The sequence below is a fragment of the Mesorhizobium sp. M4A.F.Ca.ET.050.02.1.1 genome (genome assembly GCF_003997725.1).
In the GTDB taxonomy this organism is placed as follows: Bacteria; Pseudomonadota; Alphaproteobacteria; order Rhizobiales; family Rhizobiaceae; genus Mesorhizobium.
Genome location: NZ_RZSG01000017.1, coordinates 1 through 16,836, shown reverse-complemented (window position 1 = coordinate 16,836; position 16,836 = coordinate 1). Strand labels below are relative to the sequence as shown.

Genomic DNA, 16,836 nt, shown 5'->3' with positions numbered 1-16,836 from the left:
TCTCACCGTGGCAAATCGAGATGCGGGTTTGTTTTCTCATTCGAAGACGGACGGGAGAAAGTCCGTTCGCTTTGGACATTTCGCTCAAGGGCTGCGCCCGGATCGTACTTGGCGGTTCAGGCCGCATACCTCTGAACCACGCCCGGCTGCCTTGACCACTGGGCATACCAGCTGTCGAACAGCTTGAGCTGTGCCTCGGCATAGCCGCGCTGGCTGTCGGTCAAGGCATCCGTCTCGTTGAAGTGCAGCCGGTATTCGGGATTACCCTTCAGCACCATCATGTGCTTGAAATAGAGCACCAGGTCCGGACCCTCGTCGAAGGAGGAGAGAACAGCGAGCGCGGCGTCCAGTTCCTGCGCGCGCTGGCGGGCTTCGGCGTCGCCCTTGGCGGCGGCCTGGCTGAGCCCGACGAGGTGCAGGACCTCCTTTGGCAAGACATTGCCGATGCCGGTGATCGCGCCGGACGCGCCGCAATTGACGAAGCCGTGGAAGACGGCGGTGTCGACGCCGATCATCAGCGCCACCTCATCGTCGCGGCTGGTGATGTTTTCGGCCGCATAGCGCAGATCCGACGGTCCGCCGAACTCCTTGAAGCCGACGAGGTTGGGATGTTCGGCGCGCAGCGCGAAGAACAGATCGGCGCGCGTGGCGAAGCCGTAATAGGGGCTGTTGTATATGACCGCGGGCAATTCGGGCGCGGCCGCGAGGACTGCCTTGAAATGGTGGCGCTGCGCGGTGACCGAAGGTCCGCGCGACAAGACGCGCGGGATCACCATCAGGCCTCGGGCGCCGACCTTCTGTGCATGGGCGGCATGCGCCACGGCGCTGGCGGTATTGACCGCGCCGGTTCCGACGATCACCGGCACGCCGGCCTTCACCAGGCGCTCGACCCCCTCCATGCGCTGCGCGTCAGTCAGCAGCGGCCAATCGCCCATCGAGCCGCAATAGACGACGGCCGACATGCCGGCGGCAATCAGCTCCCGCCCCTTGCGAACGAGCGCCTCGAAGTCGGGCTGGCGGTCTTCCGTGCACGGGGTCATCAGAGCCGGCATGCAGCCGGAAAAGACATTGGCGGTCATTCGGGTTCTCCCTTGAGGCTGGCGAACGGGCCGGCTGCCCATTCTGTCCCGGCGCCGGTCGTCTGTCACGGCTTCTTATCCTCTTATCGAGCAATCGCCACAGCTGGGCGGCGCCGGCCGGCGGCACCAAGCCGCTGTTCGACCCCATCGCCTTCGCGTGGCCGGGAGCGGATAATCATCCTTATGGACGATTTTTTTCAACGATCATTCGCCGTTTCGGTATCTTCTTGCGAGGTGGTTTGCTTTGATGGCCACGGAGGCGTGCGAGATGCCGGGACCGATATCGAACCATCGTGGAATGGCAGCGGTCCTGCTCTTGGCAATCTGCCGGTGCCGATTCCCGAAGGTTGAAGAGCAGGGACATGGCGCGGGATGATTTTGCGAATGATTGCATACATCGCGCGCCACAAGTGCGTAGCCTCGTCGCACTAGAGAACAGCCTTACAGGGAGCAACAATGCGCACCAAAGCCTCTATTCGTGTCGTCGGTTGTCATGCTGAAGGGGAGGTCGGCGACGTCATCGTGGGCGGCTTGCTGCCGCCGGCGGGCCGCACGATGATGGACAAGATGATCACGATGGAGCGCGATCACGACCATATCAGGCGCATGCTGATCTGCGAGCCGCGCGGCAGCGTCGCGCGGCACGTCAACCTGCTCGTTCCCTCGACGCGCAAGGATTGCGCAGCAGGCGCCATCATCATGGAGCCGACGGAATATCCGCCGATGTCCGGTTCCAACACCATATGCATCGCCACGGTGCTGCTCGAGACCGGCATGGTGCCGATGCAGGAGCCAGAGACCCGCTTCAAGCTCGACATGCCGGGCGGCGTCATCGAGGTGCGCGCCGAATGCCGCGACGGCAAATGCGTCTCGATCACCTTCCGCAACGCGCCTGCCTTTGTCGACCGCCTCGACGCCGGCATCGAGGTGGAAGGGCTCGGCACTCTTAAGGTCGATATCGCCTATGGCGGCATGTTCTACGCCATCGTCGATGCCACGGCGCTCGGCTTCTCGGTCGCCCCGGACGAGGCGCGCGAACTGGCCGTGGCCGGCGAGAAAATCCGACGGGCCGCGCGCGAACAGCTCGATGTCATCCATCCGGAATTCGACCATGTGCGCGGCGTCTCGATCGTGCAGTTCGCCATGCCGTTCCAAGGGCCGGGCAATGTCACGCGCAACACCTGCATCGTCTCGCCGGGACGCTCCGACCGCAGCCCGACGGGGACCGGCACGTCGGCCCGTATGGCGGTGTTGCAGGCCAGAGGCCTGATGGGCGTGGGCGACGTGCTCACCCATGAATCGATCATCGGCTCCCGCTTCACAGGCAGGATCGTGGACCTGACGGAAATCGGCGGGCGCAAGGCGATCGTCCCGGAGATCACCGGCCGGGCCTGGATCACCGGCGAGCATGCCTATTATCTCGATCCGACGGACCCGTACCCGGAGGGCTATGTGCTGTCGGATACCTGGGGCACTTCCACCTCGATGAAGCAATAGCCGCCCGGCCGCGAGCCAGAGCTGGACACCGCACCGCCACAAAGGCTGGCCGAAACCGAACGGACGATGCCTATACCCTGGTGAAAATCGATATCTATCCCTGCCGCCGTGCCAATCGGCGGCGGTCTCGCCAAACCATTGAAAAGCATGGTGATCCCGACAGGAATCGAACCTGTGACCTACAGATTAGGAATCTGCCGCTCTATCCTACTGAGCTACGGGACCACGCGGCCCGACACATAGCCGCTTCGGACCGGTTCGCCAAGAGGCGGACTGAAAGCAAAATCAGTCCGCCGTTTCGCAAAACTCACACTTGCCCCGACTTCTGCGCATGCCCGGCTACGGTCCGCGGAGGATCCACGTCCTTGCCGGGAACCGGCCTCAGGCGGCCAGAGCGGTCTCCGCGAGCTTCACCCAATAGCTCATGCCATGCGGAATGACCTCGTCGTTGAAATCGTAGGCCGGGTGGTGCAGGCCGGCCGTGTCGCCGTTGCCGATGAAGATGAAGGCGCCCGGCCGCGCTTCCAGCATGTAGGAGAAATCCTCGCCGCCCATCACCGGCTGGATGGAGCGGTGCACCTGTGAATTGCCAGCGATATCGGCGGCGACGTCGGCTGCAAAGACCGTCTCTTCCGCATGGTTGAAGGTGACCGGATAGTTGGGCTCGTAGTCGAAGGTGATGGTGGCGCCAAAGGCGGCGGCCAGGCCGTCGCAAAGGGCGCGAATGCGCTCCTCGGCCTTCTTGGCCACTTCCTTCTTCAGCGAGCGCACCGTGCCGGCGATCTCGGCGCTCTCGGGGATGACGTTGTAGGCGTCGCCGGCGTGGAATTTCGTCACCGACACCACCACCGACTCGACCGGGTCGGTGCTGCGCGAGGCGATCGTCTGCATCGCTCCGACAAGCTGGCTGGTGATGACGATCGGATCGATGGTGCCGTGCGGCATGGCCGCATGGCCGCCCCGGCCCTTGACGGTGATGGTGAATTCGGCGGTCGCCGCCATGATCGGGCCCGGCCTGATGGCGAACTGGCCGACCGGCAGGCCCGGCATGTTGTGCATGCCGAACACCTTGGAGATGCCGAAGCGTTCCATCATGCCGTCCTTGACCATCTCGTTGCCGCCGCCGCCGCCCTCCTCGGCCGGCTGGAAGATGACCGCGACCGAGCCGGTGAAATTGCGGGTTTCGGAGAGATATTTGGCGGCACCCAAAAGCATCGCCGTGTGGCCGTCATGGCCGCAGGCATGCATCTTGCCGGGAACAGTCGAGGCGTAGGGCTTGCCGGTGATTTCGTTGATAGGCAACGCGTCCATGTCGGCGCGCAGCCCAATCGTCGTGCCATCGCCGTTGCGGCCGCGGATGATGCCGACGACGCCGGTCTTGCCCAGGCCCGTCACCACCTCGTCGCAACCGAATTCCTTAAGCTTCCCGGTGACGAAGGCCGCCGTCTTGAAGACATCGAAGTTCAGCTCCGGCGTCTGGTGCAGGTGGCGGCGCCAACCGGCGACCTCGTCTTGCATCTCGGCGGCGCGGTTCAAAATCGGCATGATGGTCCCATTTCATCGTTGGAGCAGCCAGTTGCAGCCTGCTGCATTATAGTTGTGATTGCCAGGCGCTTTGCCATGTTGACGTCACATAGGGTAAATAGCACCGCAACAATGCAGCCCGGGAAATCGAGGGCCGGGCCGCACCATGCTGGCGATCGCGTAACGAAATCTTACGGAGCCAGGGGCGACTACGGCAAGAGGCGATTTCGGATTCCATGATGCGGCACGGGCATTTCCTCAAACTATTGCTGGCCGGCGCGCTGGCCTTGCCGATGCTGGCGGGCGTCGCGCGCGCCAATCCTTTGATCCTGTTCGACCTGAAGAGTGGCAAGATCCTTGAGCACCAGGACGCTTTCAAGCGCTGGTACCCGGCGTCGCTGACCAAGCTGATGACGGCCTATGTGACGTTCCGGGCCATCGCCGCCGGTGAGGTCACGCTCGATTCGCCGATCAAGGTGACGAAGCATTCTGCCGGCGAGCCGCCCAGCAAGATGGGCTTCAAGCCGGGCTCGGTGATGCGGCTCGACAATGCGCTGAAGATGATGCTGGTCAAGTCGGCCAACGACATCGCCATGGCCGTTGGCGAAAATATCGGTGGCACGCAGGCGGCCTTCGCCGACCGGATGAACGCGGAAGCGGCGCGTCTCGGCATGACCGGAACACATTTCGTCAATCCGAACGGGCTCTATTCGCCGGACCAGTACACCACCGCGCGCGATCTCGCGCTGCTGGTGATGGCGATCCGCGGCGAGTTCCCGCAATACGCGCCCTGGTTCTCGATCGAGGGGCTCGCCGTCGGCAAGAAGGCGCTCCCCAACTACAATCTGTTGATCGGCCGCTATCCGGGCGCCGATGGCATGAAGACCGGTTTTGTCTGTTCCTCGGGCTTCAACATGATCGGCTCGGCGACGCGCAACGGTCGCACACTGGTCGCCGTGGTGCTTGGCGAGAAATCGGCGGTCAGCCGTGCCGAGACGGCGGCGAAGCTGCTCGACCAGGGCTTTGACACGCCGACCACAGGGTCGACGACACTCGCCGCGCTGCCGTCCTATGGCGACACGATCTCGGCCAACGATTTGCATGACGAGATCTGCAAGAAGAAGACCAAGGCGGAGCAGTCGGAAGCAGCGCCCGCTCCGGCCAAGGATGCGCCGAAGTCGCCTTATCAGGTCAAGCTCGACCACCCAACCCTGGTCGCCGTCGGGCTCGGCGGCGCCGACGGGCCGACGCCGAAGGCGATGCTCGATCAGGCCGGCAAGGAATATGCTGACGTGCCGCTGCCGAGCTGGCGGCCGGACATTCCGGCGCCGCCGGGCGCCGAACCGGCCGCAACCGGGACGGCCGCGGCCGCCGCGCAGGGCGACCAGCCGGTCAAGGTCGCGAACTAGCCCGATGGGCGGCAGCTTTCCCATCCCGGTCTCGGTGCTCACCGGCTTCCTCGGCGCCGGCAAGACGACGCTGCTCAACCGGCTGCTGAAGGACCCGCAACTTACCGACACGGCGGTCATCATCAACGAGTTCGGCGAGGTGGCGATCGACCATCTGCTGGTCGAGCAGGCCTCAGACGGCATCATCCAGCTTTCCGACGGCTGCCTGTGCTGCACGGTGCGCGGCGAACTGGTCGATACGCTGGCCGACCTCGTCGACCGGCTGCAGACCGGCCGCATCGCCAGGCTGGCGCGTGTCGTGGTCGAAACCACCGGGCTTGCCGATCCGGCGCCGGTGCTGCAGTCGATCATGGCGCATCCGGCGCTGGTGCAGGCTTTCCGGCTCGACGGCGTGATCACTCTGGTCGATGCGGTCAACGGCAATGCAACCCTCGACGCTCATGTCGAGGCGGTGAAGCAGGTGGCGGTCGCCGACCGCATCGTGCTCACCAAGACCGACCTCGCCACCGATGCCGGCGATGTCGCGGCGTTGCGAGCGCGCCTGCGTCAGCTCAATCCCGGCGCCGTTCTGCTCGATGCCGATGACAGCGAAACCGGCGCCGCGGCGCTGTTCGACTGCGGGCTCTACAACCCCGAAACCAAATCGGCCGATGTGCAGCGCTGGCTGGGCGAAGAGGCTGGTCATCATCACCATGATCATGATGGCCACCACCACCATCATGGCGACGATCATCATCACGATCACCAGCATCGCCACGATTCGCGTGTGCGCTCGCATTCGCTGGTCCATGACGGTCCGGTGCCGTTCTCGGCGATCGAGATGTTCCTCGATCTGCTGCGCTCGACGTATGGCGAGAAGCTGCTGCGCATGAAGGGCGTCATCGAATTGCTGGAGGATCCGTCGCGGCCGCTGGTCATCCATGGCGTGCAGAAGATCCTGCACCCGCCGGCAAGGCTGCCGGCCTGGCCGGAGGGCAATCGCGGCACCAGGCTGGTGCTGATCACGCTCGACATGCCGGAGGACTATGTGCGCCGGCTGTTCGCCGCCCTCACCAACAGGCCGTCGATCGACACGCCCGACCGCGCGGCGCTGGAGGACAATCCGCTGGCCATAGCCGGGCGACGGTAAGGGGCCAGGACCGCGAACTCAGGCGGCGCCGCGCTCGACCAGGAAGCGATGGCCGCCGGACACCGCCGCCGTTTCGACGAGCTGATGGCCTGCGTCCGAGCAGAAGGCCGGAATGTCGATGACGGCAAGCGGATCGGTGGTTTCCAGCCAGATCAGGCTGCCTGGCCGCATCGCGGCCAGCCGCTTCTTCGCCTTTAGCACGGGGAGGGGACAGTTCAGCCCCTTGAGATCGTAGACGGCGGGGCGCTTTTCTCTTTTTTCAAGCATGTCGTTGTCCCAAAACCGCCCTACACTTTGGGCGACATGCATCAGCCAAAACCTCAGCCGCCGAACATGCCGAGCAGCTTCTTCTTCAGCTTCGTCACCGTGCCGTCGTCGGCGCTCGCGGCCTGCGTTTCGGCTGCCGGTTCGGCCGCTTCGACGCCCGCGGTGGTGACCGGCTGCTGGGCAGCCTGCTTGGCGGCTTCCGCCTCGGCCAATGCCTGGGCCTTGGCAGCTTCCTTGGCGGCCTTGGCTGCCTGTATGGCTGCGAGCCGCTGTTCCTCGGCCTTGCGCTTGGCTTCCTTCTCGGCGTCGAGCGCGGCCATCTTGCGGCCGAGCGGCGAATCGATACGGCCCATGCGCGCGGTCTCGGTCACCGAGCCGTCGCCGTTCATCGATGGCGGGTCGATCGGCACGCGCTCGCCGCGGGCGCGGCGCTTCGACCAGTCGGAAACGATGCTGGCTTCCTTGATGCCGGCAATCGTCGGCTTGGGCGCCGGCGCGCTGGACTTGACCGCGCCGTTGAAGGCCGAGTCATAGGTGCTCTGATAGGCGCTATAGGCGCTCTTCAGCGAATCCGGCTGCGTGGTGGCGGGGCAGGGCCCGGTGGGATCGAAGGTCGTGCCTTCGGGAGCCACTTGATTGAAGACGTAGCGCTTTTCGCAGACGTCGACCTTCGGCGGCACCTTGGTGATCTCGAAATTGTCGTAGCCGACCTTCAGCATCTTCCAGAAATCGTAGTTCGGGTCGTTGCGGTAGCGCGCCATGTTGGCGGCGGTCATGCGGAACGGAAAGGCCTGGATCTGGAACTCGGTCTGCCCGCCCTGGAAGGCATCGCGGCCGAAGGCGTAGATCTGCTCGATCTGGGCATCGGTCATCGAATAGCAGCCCGACGACGAGCAGGCGCCATGCACCATCAGGTTGGAGCCGGTGCGGCCATTGGCGCGGTCATAGGCGTTGGGATAGCCGATGTTGAAGGACAGATGGTAGTTCGAGCGCGGGTTCATCTGCGAGGGCCGGACCGTATAGAAGCCTTCCGGCGCCTGGCGGTCGCCTTCCGTGTACTTCGGCCCGAGCTTGCCCGACCATTTGCAGATGTCGTAGCTGGCCACCATCTCGTAGCGGCCATTGGTCTTGGCCTTCCAGATCTCCAGCTTGCCCTCTTCCTTGAAGATACGGGCCATCACCGACGAGGTGCGGACCATGCCCTTGGCCTTCATGTCGGCCAGGATCTTGTCCGGCAGCGGCTTGTTGGCCTCCGGCGCGAAATCCTTCATCGAGGAATCGTTGCAGCCGGCGACGCCGATGGCGGCGATCAGGACTCCGGTACGGGCAAGCTTGGCAAACATGGTACGGCTTAGTCTTTCCCTCGGGCCACGGGTTCAACCGCCAGGCCCGCACGCTGAACATGAGCGGACCGTAAGCCCGTTAACCTTGAAAAATCCTTACCGCAAGCCTCGAACGACCCCTCGCGGCAATTTCATTGAGCCGAACGCGGCGGCATTTTTGTGGCGGAATCGTGCCCGTACACCACTTTGCCGCGTAGCGGCCGAAGCTATTCCAGGGCGATCAGACGTTTTGACAGAAACGGATTTGACGGGGACTAGTTGACGTCGGTGCCAGTGCCATTGCTGTTGCCGTTTTCCACTGGCGGCTGGGAAGTCGCTTGTTGGGCCGTCAGTGCTTGCAGGCGGGCCGCTTTGATCAGCGTGGGTTTCTCGTATTTCTTCATTTCAAATCCCCCGAAACGAGAAGCTTAATTAGCAGCCGTTAAAGCAAAGTGTCTATGGCGGCCCCGCTCCGAACCACCGGATCGCCGCCTGGACCACCGATGTGGGTGGCGCCTTCCGGACGGAAAACCGTTCCAAACGTTTGATGGAACTGCCCGGATATAAAGCGCGTCGGGCTGAAACGGTGTTAGGCGATGCGCCTTAAGCCCTCCCAGAACCGCCCACATTTCCGGGCACTAGAGGCTGCGTCCCATGGCCAGGTATTTCTCGCGACGCTGCTCACGGAAATCGGTGTTGGCGCCGGCAAAATCCTTCATCGTCTTGGCGATGAGGTCGCCGGTGGCGGCGATCACCGTCTCCGGCGCCCGATGGGCGCCGCCGAGCGGCTCGGGGACGATGGCGTCGATGATCTTCATTTCGTAAAGATCCTGGGCGGTGATCTTCATGTTGGTCGCCGCGTCCCTGGAGCGGGTGGTGTCGCGCCACAGGATCGAGGCTGCGCCCTCCGGCGAGATCACCGAATAGATGGCATGCTCCAGCATGTAGACCCGATTGGCGGTGGCGATGGCGATGGCACCGCCCGAACCGCCTTCGCCGATCACCACCGAGATCGACGGTACCTTGAGCGCCAGACAGGCCGAGGTCGAGCGGGCAATCGCCTCGGCCTGGCCGCGTTCCTCGGCGCCGACGCCGGGATAGGCGCCGGCGGTGTCGACCAGCGTCAGAAGCGGGATCTTAAAGCGGTCGGCAAGCTCCATCAGCCGCACCGCCTTGCGGTAGCCTTCCGGCCGCACCGAGCCGAAATTGTGCTTCAGCCGGCTCGCCGTGTCCGAGCCCTTCTCCTGGCCGATCACCGCCACCGGCTCGCCTCGGAAGCGGGCGAAGCCGCCGACGATCGCCTGATCCTCGCCGAAATTGCGGTCGCCGGCGAGCGGCGTGAAATCGCTGAGCAGGCCCTTGATGTAGTCGACGCAATGCGGCCTGTCGGGATGGCGCGCCACCTGCACCTTCTGCCAGGGCGTCAGCGCCTTGTAGGCCTCGCGCAGCGCATCGCGCGAGCGCTTCTCCAGCCGGCTGATCTCGTCGCCGACATCGACGGCCTCGCCGTTCTCGGCAAGCTTCTTCAGTTCCAGGATCTTGCCTTCGAGATCCTGCACCGGCTTTTCGAAATCGAGGTAGTTGTACATTCTTGAGCGGACCGACAGTTCGGAAGGCAATGGCTGGCGAAACCCTCGAAAACAGGGGCCCCGGGCGATGGAACGTCGCCCTCACATAGCGACATGAGGCCTAGTCGGCAAGCGGATGATGATCATTGACCAGCCGCACCAGCCGCTCTTCCAGCACATGGGTGTAGATCTGGGTGGTGGAGATGTCGGCGTGGCCGAGCAGCTGCTGCACGGCCCTGAGATCGGCGCCGTTCTGCAGGAGGTGGCTGGCGAAGGCGTGGCGCAGCACATGCGGCGAGATCTTGGCCGAGGCGATGCCGGCCCTTGCGGCAAGCCCTTTGAGGTCGCGGGCGAAGACCTGACGGGAGAGGTGGCCGGTGTCGGAGGCGGCCGGAAACAGGAAGGGGCTGGCGGCGAGGGCCGGCCGCTCTGCCCTGGCGGCAAGCCAGGCCCGCATGGCGGCGCGCGCCTTGGCCGAGAGCGGCACCATGCGCTCCTTGTCGCCCTTGCCGCGCACCATGAAGAAGCGGTCATCGCGCAGCGCCACCGTCACCGGCAGGCCGACCAGTTCGGAAACGCGCAGGCCGGTGGCGTAGAGCACCTCAACCAGTGCATGCAGGCGCAGCCGCGCCGGACGGTCGCCGCCGTCGGCGTCGCCCGCTTCGGTAGCGGCGCGGTCGATCAGCCGGCCGGTCTCGGCCTCACTCATCGTCTTCGGCAGCGGACGGCCCTTCCTCGGACTGTCCAGCGTGCCGGTCGGGTCGTCGCCACGCAGGCCCTCGGCGTAGAGGAACTTGAAGAATTGGCGGATGGCCGACAGTTTGCGCGCCTGCGAGGTGGCGGCGAAGCCGCGCGCGGCGATATCGTCGAGATAGGCGCGGATGTCGGCGGCGGCCGCGCCCGCGAGCCCGCCGCTGATTGCCATCGAAGCGTCTTCCAGGTCGCGGCGGTAGGAGGACAGCGTGTTTTCGGCCGCGCCCCGCTCGGCGCTCATCATCTCCAGGAAGGCCTCGATGCGCGCCGCGCTGTTCATGTCGTTGGCGTCAGTTCTTCTTGGGGTTCAGCTTTTCGGGCGGGATGCGCACGCTCATTTCGGCCTTTTTCGGTTCGACGAACATGGCCAGCGCGAACATCGTGCCATAGGCAATGCCGGCCAGAATCGTCAGCGTCACGACAAAGCGAAACAGTGTCGGCATCAATATGCGCCCGTCTCTTGTTCTGCATTTCCAAACCCTGTGCCCTTATGGGACGCCAATCCGGCCAATTCAAGGTAGAAGCCTGTTGTCCTAACGCAGGTCCTTGCCGGCAAACCGTATAACACTTTCCGGGACCTGCTTGTTTTGGCGCAGGTCCTGTTCGGAAAACCGCTGACACTTTTCCGGGACCTGCTTGCCGTGCTTGACGCAAACAGGCTTTTGATGTCGATAACGCCGACAAAGAGGGCTCGTATGAACGCGCTACAAGCAAATCCTCCCGGCGAGGGCCATGCCGAGCTGCTGGAGCGGCTGGGCAGCCGCTCCATCGTCTTCGTCGGCCTGATGGGCGCCGGCAAGACGGCGATCGGCCGCAAGGTGGCGGCGATGCTTTCGCTGCCCTTCATCGACAGCGACCAGGAGATCGAAAGCGTGTCGCGCATGACCGTGCCCGAGCTGTTCGAGCGCTATGGCGAGACCGAATTCCGTGCCTTGGAGCAGCGCGTCATCCTGCGCCTCCTGGAAAACGGCCCGCAGGTGCTGTCGACCGGTGGCGGCGCCTTCATGAACGCGCAGACGCGCGAGGCGATCGCCACGCATGGCGTCTCGGTGTGGCTCAAGGCCGAGCTCGATTTGTTGATGGAGCGCGTATCCAAGAAGCAGAACCGGCCATTGCTCAAAAGCCCTGATCCACGCGCCGTGCTCGAGCGGCTGATGGGCGAGCGGTATCCCGTATATGCCACATCGGACATCACCGTGCCGACCCGCGACGACCGCAAGGAGGTCATCGCCTTCGAAGTGGTCGCGGCGCTGTGCGGCCATTTTGGCGTTGCGCTTGTACAAGCCAGCGACGAGGCCCGGCCATGAGCGACGTCGCACCCGTCACCGTCGAAGTCGGCCTTGGCGATCGTGCCTACGACATAATGATCGGTCCCGGCCTGCTGTCCGGCGCTGGCCTGGAGATTTCGCGCCGCTTGCCGGGCAGGCGCGCGGCCGTGATCACGGATGAGAACGTCGCCGCTGCGCATCTCGAAACGCTGAAGGCCGGCCTCGGGACGGGCGGCATCCAGGCGGCCGTCATCACGCTGCCGGCCGGCGAAAAGACCAAGAGCTTTGCGCATCTCGAAGAGGTGGTCGACGGGGTGCTCGCCGCCAAACTGGAACGCGGCGACGTCGTCATCGCGCTAGGGGGCGGCGTCATCGGCGACCTCGCCGGTTTCGCCGCCGGCATCGTGCGGCGCGGCATGAAATTCGTGCAGATCCCGACATCGCTGCTGGCGCAGGTCGATTCCTCCGTCGGCGGCAAGACCGGCATCAACAGCGCGCGCGGCAAGAACCTCGTCGGCGTCTTCCATCAGCCGAGGCTGGTGCTGGCCGACACCGGCGTGCTCGACACGCTGCCGATCCGCGAATTCCGCGCCGGCTATGCCGAGCTCGCCAAATACGGGCTGATCGACCGCCCCGACTTCTTCGCCTGGCTGGAGGCGAACTGGCAGGACGTGTTCGCCGGCGGTCCGGCGCGCACGCAAGCGATCGCCGAGGCCTGCCGCGCCAAGGCCGATGTCGTCGCCCGCGACGAGTTCGAGACCGGCGACCGCGCACTGCTCAATCTCGGCCATACGTTCGGCCACGCGCTGGAAGCCGCGACGCACTATGACGGCGCCCGGCTCGTCCACGGCGAGGGAGTCGCCATCGGCATGGCGCTGGCGCATCGCTTCTCGGCGCGGCTCAACCTAGCGAGCCCGGACGATGCGGCGCGCGTCGAGGCGCATCTTCGCGCCGTCGGCCTGCCGTGGCGGATGGCCGACATCCCCGGCGAACTGCCCGACGCCGAAGCGCTGCTTGGCTTCATCGCCCAGGACAAGAAGGTGTCGCGCGGCGCGCTGACCTTCATCCTGACGCGCGGAGTCGGCCAGGCCTTCATCGCCAGGGACGTGCCGGCGTCGGAAGTGCTTGGCTTCCTTGCTGAAAACCACCCGGGATGAACGAGGCTGGCTGGATCGCCGCGGCCGTCCTTGCCGGCTCCATGCTGCTGGCCTTGCTCTTTCGCGCCCGCCTGCTCGCTGCCTTCGGCCACGAATTGCGGCGCGTCGATCCGCAACGTCCGGCGCATGACGAGCCGCGCGAGGCGGCCGACGATTTCCGCCGTGACGGCCAGGCGCCACGAGAGGAACGCAATCGTCTGGAGGGACTGTTCGACCTCGAGGAACTCGAAGTGTCCGATGTCATGGTCCACCGCACCAACATGCGCTCGGTCAATGCCGACAATGCATCGGAAGCGGTGGTGCGCGAGATCCTGAACAGCCCGCATACGCGCATGCCGTTGTGGAAGGGCTCGCTCGACAACATCGTCGGCGTGCTGCACGCCAAGGACCTGCTGAGGGCGCTGAACGAGGTCGGCAACGACTTTTCCAGGATCGACGTGATGAAGATCGCGTCGAAGCCCTGGTTCGTGCCGGACACCACCACCTTGCAGGACCAGCTCAACGCCTTCCTGCGCCGCAAGGCGCATTTCGCCATCGTCGTCGACGAATATGGCGAAGTGGAAGGGCTGGTGACGCTGGAGGATATCATCGAGGAGATTGTCGGCGAGATCGCCGACGAGCACGACGTCGACATCCAGGGCGTTAAGCAGGAGGCCGACGGCTCGGTCGTCGTCGACGGCACGGTGCCGATCCGCGATCTCAACCGGGCGCTCGACTGGAACCTGCCGGACGAGGAGGCCACCACGATTGCCGGCCTCGTCATCCACGAGACCCAGTCGATCCCCGATGAAAAACAGGCCTTTACCTTCCACGGCAAGCGCTTCGTAGTCATGAAGCGCGACAAGAACCGCATCGCCAGGCTGCGGATAAAGCCGGCCGGCGACGCCTGAAAATCAGGTAGGTCGGCGCGGCGCGGCGTCTGCCTCCGGCGCTATTCCACGATCTCCCTGGTCGAGCGCTCGTGCAGCGTCGCGCCTGTTTCGGCGTCGACCGCCGCAAGACTGACCTCGTAGCCCCAGAGGCTGCGGATATGGCGCAAGGTCGCGTCGCGGCTGCCTTCGTCCAGGAGGATACCGGCCTTCACCTTGTGCTGCAGCCGCAGTTGCCTGTCGCCGCGCAGGTCGACATCGACAATCTGGATGTCGGGCCTGTTCGCCCCCACGTCGTAGCTGTGGGCCAGGCCGCTGCGTATCTTCTCATAGCCGCGCTCGTTGTGGATCGATGCGACCTCCAGATGCGGTTCGTCGGCTCGATCGGCAAGCACGAAGAGCCGCCATTTCCGGATCAGGGTTGGGCTGAGGTACTGGCGGATGAAGGATTCATCGCGATGGTCGGCCCATGCCTCGAGCAGCGTCTCGCGCCAGTCGCCGCGGCCCGCAATGTCGGGAAACCAGTCGCGGTCCTCCGCCGTCGGCTCGGTAGAGATGCGCCGTATGTCCTGCATCATGTCGAGACCGAGCGCGTAGGGATTGATGCCGGAAAAGCGGGGATCGTCGAAACCAGGCTGGAAGACCACATTGGCATGGTTGCGCAGGATTTCGAGCATGGCGCCCTCGCCGATCAGCCCGCGATCGAACAACAGGTTCATCAGCGTGTGGTGCACGAAAGTGGCGCAACCCTCGTTCATCACCTGGGTTTGCCGCTGCGGGTAGAAATATTGCGCGATGATGCGGACGATGCGGACGATTTCGCGCTGCCACGGTTCCAGCACAAGGCTGTTCTTCTCGAGGAAATAGAGCAGGTTCTCCTCGGGCAGATTGAGCGACTTCTTCCGTTCGGCCAGGCTTTCGTCCTTCTCGCCGGTCTTGCCGGTCTCCTGCGAGGCCGGCAGCGTGCGCCACAGATCGTTGTAGGAGCGCTCCTCATATTCGAGGCGCTCGCGCAGGCCTTCGCGCTGCCGCTCCGACGACAGCTTGGGCGGCCGGCGGTAGCGGAACACGCCCTGTTCCATCAACGCATGCGCCGAATCGAGGACCGCCTCGACCGCCGCGAGGCCGTGCCGCTCCTCGCAGCGGGCGATATAGCCCTTGGCGAAGTCGAGATAGCTCAGGATCGCCCCGGCGTCGGTCCACTGCCGGAACAGGTGATTGTTCTTGAAAAAATGATTGTGTCCAAGCGCCGCGTGCGCCGTAACCAGGGCCTGCAACGCCATGGTGTTCTCCTCCATCAGGTAGACGATGCAGGGATTGGAGTTGATGACCAGTTCATAGGCCAGACCACGACCGCCCTTGCGGTAGAGAAGGTCGTGATGAAGGAAGTGCTTGCCGAACGACCAATGGCGATACATCAGTGGCATGCCTATCGATGAATAGGCGTCGAGCATCTGCTGGGACGAGATGATCTCCATCTGAACCGGATAGATATCGAGGTGGAGTTCTTCCAGGGCGATCGCCTCGATCGCGTCATAGGCCCGCGACAGCGTCTTGAAGTCCCAATCGGATCCGGAAAACAGCAAAGCTGGTTTGCCTGCCTGCCTGGCCATTTGCACCCCTCTCAAGCGCTCTTGCGGGCAGCTGGCTGCCTTGCGAAGAGCTGGCGGAAGACCGGGTAGATGTCGGCCGGAGTGGCGATGCGGGTCATCTGGAAGTTCGGCCATTTCTGCGCGACGACGCTGTAGGCGCGCCACAGCGACGTCCCGTTTTCGGTGGCTCCGAAAATATGGCTCTCGCGTTCGTCGATGATCTCGACATAGGCGAAATATTGGCAAAGACGCATGAGCGCGCCGTCGAGCAAAGCTATGCAGCGTTCCGAATCGGTGGCGAAATTGTCACCGTCCGAAGCCTGGGCGGCGTAGATGTTCCACTCGTTGGCCGGGTAGCGTTCTTCGATGATGCGGCGCATTTCGTCGAGCGCCGTGGAAACGACTGTGCCGCCGCTTTGCGTGCAATGGAAGAAGGTTTCCTCGTCCACCTCCTGGGCCTCGTGGGTGTGGCGGATGAAGACCACCTCGGTGCGCTCGTAGCGCCGTTTCAAGAACAGATGCAGAAGCACGAAGAAGCGTTTGGCCAGATCCTTCTCGCGCTCACCCATCGATCCGGACACATCCATCAGGCAGAACATCACGGCACTGGCATTCGGCAGCGGCCGGGGATCGAAGCGATTGAAGCGGATGTCGATCGGATCGACATAGGCGATGCGTTTGCGGCGGCGCTCCAGCCGTTCGAACTCCTTGCGCAAATCCGCGACACGCAGACGCGTCGCTGCGCTGGCCGGCTGAGAGTCCAGCGCGGCGATCTGCCCGGCGATGGCATCCACGTCCGCCTGCTTCGGCCGCCTCAACGCTATGCGGCGGCCATGACTGTTGCGCATCGTACGCGCGACGTTGATGTTGGTCGGCGAACCGGTTGTCGCGAAGCCGGCGCGCTGCGACTTGAAGGCGAGGATTTCCTTGAGGTTGAGCTTGACCATGTCGGGCAGTTCGAGATCCTCGAAAAACAGATCGAGAACCTCCTCACGCGACAGCACGAAACGGAAATCGTCTTCCGAGACTGTGTCGCCCGGAGACGACGACCCGGCGCCGCCGCCCTGGCCGGGTTTGGGGATCAGGTCTCCCGGAGAGAAACTCTTGTTGCCGGGCAGGATGTGCTGGCGCCGCCCGCTGTTCCTGGCATCGTTGAAGCTCGGCTCACCGGTACCTTTTTCCGGCATCGGCACGGCGTATTCCCTGTCCGCCTCGGCGATCCGGCCGGTGCGTATGCGGTCGCGTATGCTGCGCTTCAGTTCTTCCCGCGCGCGCCGGAGGAAGCGCTGGCGATTGCCCAAGCTCTTGTCCTTGGGATTCAGGCGGCGGTCGATGAAGATCGGCATGGAACCCCCGGGCGTTCTCAACCCGCCTTGTTCACCCGCATGTACCAGTCCACCAG

Annotated in this window: 16 protein-coding genes and 1 tRNA gene; 6 read left to right on the top strand and 11 right to left on the bottom strand. The window is 64.2% G+C overall.

What is annotated here, in order from left to right; genetic code table 11:
• Positions 1–116: 116 nt before the first annotated feature.
• Positions 117–1,079: a dihydrodipicolinate synthase family protein gene (locus tag EOA33_RS02905; RefSeq protein WP_126058040.1), complete on the bottom strand. Its 963-nt coding sequence runs from the start codon at positions 1,077–1,079 to the stop codon at positions 117–119.
• A gap of 456 nt (positions 1,080–1,535) precedes the next feature.
• On the opposite strand from EOA33_RS02905, the gene EOA33_RS02900 reads away from it, so the two are divergent.
• Entirely contained in the window at positions 1,536–2,576 is a 1,041-nt protein-coding gene (locus EOA33_RS02900; protein ID WP_127404910.1) for a proline racemase family protein, read from the top strand.
• Positions 2,577–2,724: 148 nt separating this feature from the next.
• On the opposite strand, the gene EOA33_RS02895 is transcribed toward EOA33_RS02900, so the two are convergent.
• Together EOA33_RS02895 and EOA33_RS02890 are read right to left on the bottom strand one after the other, a co-directional pair.
• Positions 2,725–2,801: transfer RNA gene (locus EOA33_RS02895), tRNA-Arg, on the bottom strand.
• 156 nt (positions 2,802–2,957) lie between these two features.
• Positions 2,958–4,121, bottom strand: a complete 1,164-nt coding sequence (locus tag EOA33_RS02890) for a M20 aminoacylase family protein (protein WP_126058042.1) — start codon at positions 4,119–4,121, stop codon at positions 2,958–2,960.
• A 218-nt stretch (positions 4,122–4,339) separates the two neighbouring features.
• On the opposite strand from EOA33_RS02890, the gene EOA33_RS02885 reads away from it, so the two are divergent.
• Positions 4,340–5,509, top strand: coding sequence for a D-alanyl-D-alanine carboxypeptidase family protein (locus tag EOA33_RS02885; protein ID WP_127404909.1), 1,170 nt, complete (start codon positions 4,340–4,342; stop codon positions 5,507–5,509).
• A gap of 4 nt (positions 5,510–5,513) precedes the next feature.
• Positions 5,514–6,638 (top strand): GTP-binding protein, encoded by a 1,125-nt coding sequence (locus EOA33_RS02880; RefSeq protein ID WP_126058043.1) that lies wholly within the window; start codon positions 5,514–5,516, stop codon positions 6,636–6,638.
• A gap of 18 nt (positions 6,639–6,656) precedes the next feature.
• Here the strand turns inward: EOA33_RS02880 and EOA33_RS02875 are convergent, their stop codons facing one another.
• The 6 genes from EOA33_RS02875 to EOA33_RS02855 form a co-directional block, all read right to left on the bottom strand.
• Positions 6,657–6,905, bottom strand: a complete 249-nt coding sequence (locus tag EOA33_RS02875) for a sulfurtransferase TusA family protein (RefSeq protein ID WP_126058044.1) — start codon at positions 6,903–6,905, stop codon at positions 6,657–6,659.
• 53 nt (positions 6,906–6,958) lie between these two features.
• Positions 6,959–8,248, bottom strand: a complete 1,290-nt coding sequence (locus EOA33_RS02870; protein WP_126058045.1) for a murein L,D-transpeptidase family protein — start codon at positions 8,246–8,248, stop codon at positions 6,959–6,961.
• Positions 8,249–8,502: 254 nt separating this feature from the next.
• Positions 8,503–8,631: a hypothetical protein gene (locus EOA33_RS41290; protein ID WP_281033022.1), complete on the bottom strand. Its 129-nt coding sequence runs from the start codon at positions 8,629–8,631 to the stop codon at positions 8,503–8,505.
• A 234-nt stretch (positions 8,632–8,865) separates the two neighbouring features.
• The gene (locus EOA33_RS02865; RefSeq protein WP_126058046.1) at positions 8,866–9,816 is read right to left on the bottom strand and encodes an acetyl-CoA carboxylase carboxyltransferase subunit alpha; all 951 of its coding nucleotides are present in this window, start codon (positions 9,814–9,816) and stop codon (positions 8,866–8,868) included.
• A gap of 100 nt (positions 9,817–9,916) precedes the next feature.
• On the bottom strand, positions 9,917–10,828 hold the full coding sequence (locus EOA33_RS02860; protein WP_126058047.1) for a site-specific tyrosine recombinase XerD: 912 nt from the start codon (positions 10,826–10,828) through the stop codon (positions 9,917–9,919).
• A gap of 10 nt (positions 10,829–10,838) precedes the next feature.
• Positions 10,839–10,991: a histidine kinase gene (locus EOA33_RS02855; RefSeq protein WP_126058048.1), complete on the bottom strand. Its 153-nt coding sequence runs from the start codon at positions 10,989–10,991 to the stop codon at positions 10,839–10,841.
• 252 nt (positions 10,992–11,243) lie between these two features.
• Between EOA33_RS02855 and EOA33_RS02850 the strand changes: the two genes are divergently transcribed.
• Genes EOA33_RS02850 through EOA33_RS02840 form a run of 3 tightly spaced genes read left to right on the top strand, consistent with a single transcriptional unit; the run spans position 11,244 to position 13,863 of the window.
• Complete coding sequence (locus EOA33_RS02850; protein WP_126058049.1) at positions 11,244–11,855, top strand: shikimate kinase; 612 nt, start codon at positions 11,244–11,246, stop codon at positions 11,853–11,855.
• Positions 11,852–12,973, top strand: coding sequence for a 3-dehydroquinate synthase (gene aroB, locus EOA33_RS02845; RefSeq protein ID WP_126058050.1), 1,122 nt, complete (start codon positions 11,852–11,854; stop codon positions 12,971–12,973). Before EOA33_RS02850 ends, aroB begins: the two co-directional genes overlap by 4 nt.
• On the top strand, positions 12,970–13,863 hold the full coding sequence (locus tag EOA33_RS02840) for a transporter associated domain-containing protein (RefSeq protein ID WP_126058051.1): 894 nt from the start codon (positions 12,970–12,972) through the stop codon (positions 13,861–13,863). Before aroB ends, EOA33_RS02840 begins: the two co-directional genes overlap by 4 nt.
• 41 nt (positions 13,864–13,904) lie before the next feature.
• Here EOA33_RS02840 and EOA33_RS02835 read toward each other — a convergent pair whose 3' ends face one another.
• Positions 13,905–15,455, bottom strand: a complete 1,551-nt coding sequence (locus EOA33_RS02835) for a SpoVR family protein (RefSeq protein ID WP_126058052.1) — start codon at positions 15,453–15,455, stop codon at positions 13,905–13,907.
• Between the two features lie 11 nt (positions 15,456–15,466).
• Positions 15,467–16,780 (bottom strand): YeaH/YhbH family protein, encoded by a 1,314-nt coding sequence (locus tag EOA33_RS02830; RefSeq protein WP_127404908.1) that lies wholly within the window; start codon positions 16,778–16,780, stop codon positions 15,467–15,469.
• Positions 16,781–16,836: the final 56 nt, after the last annotated feature.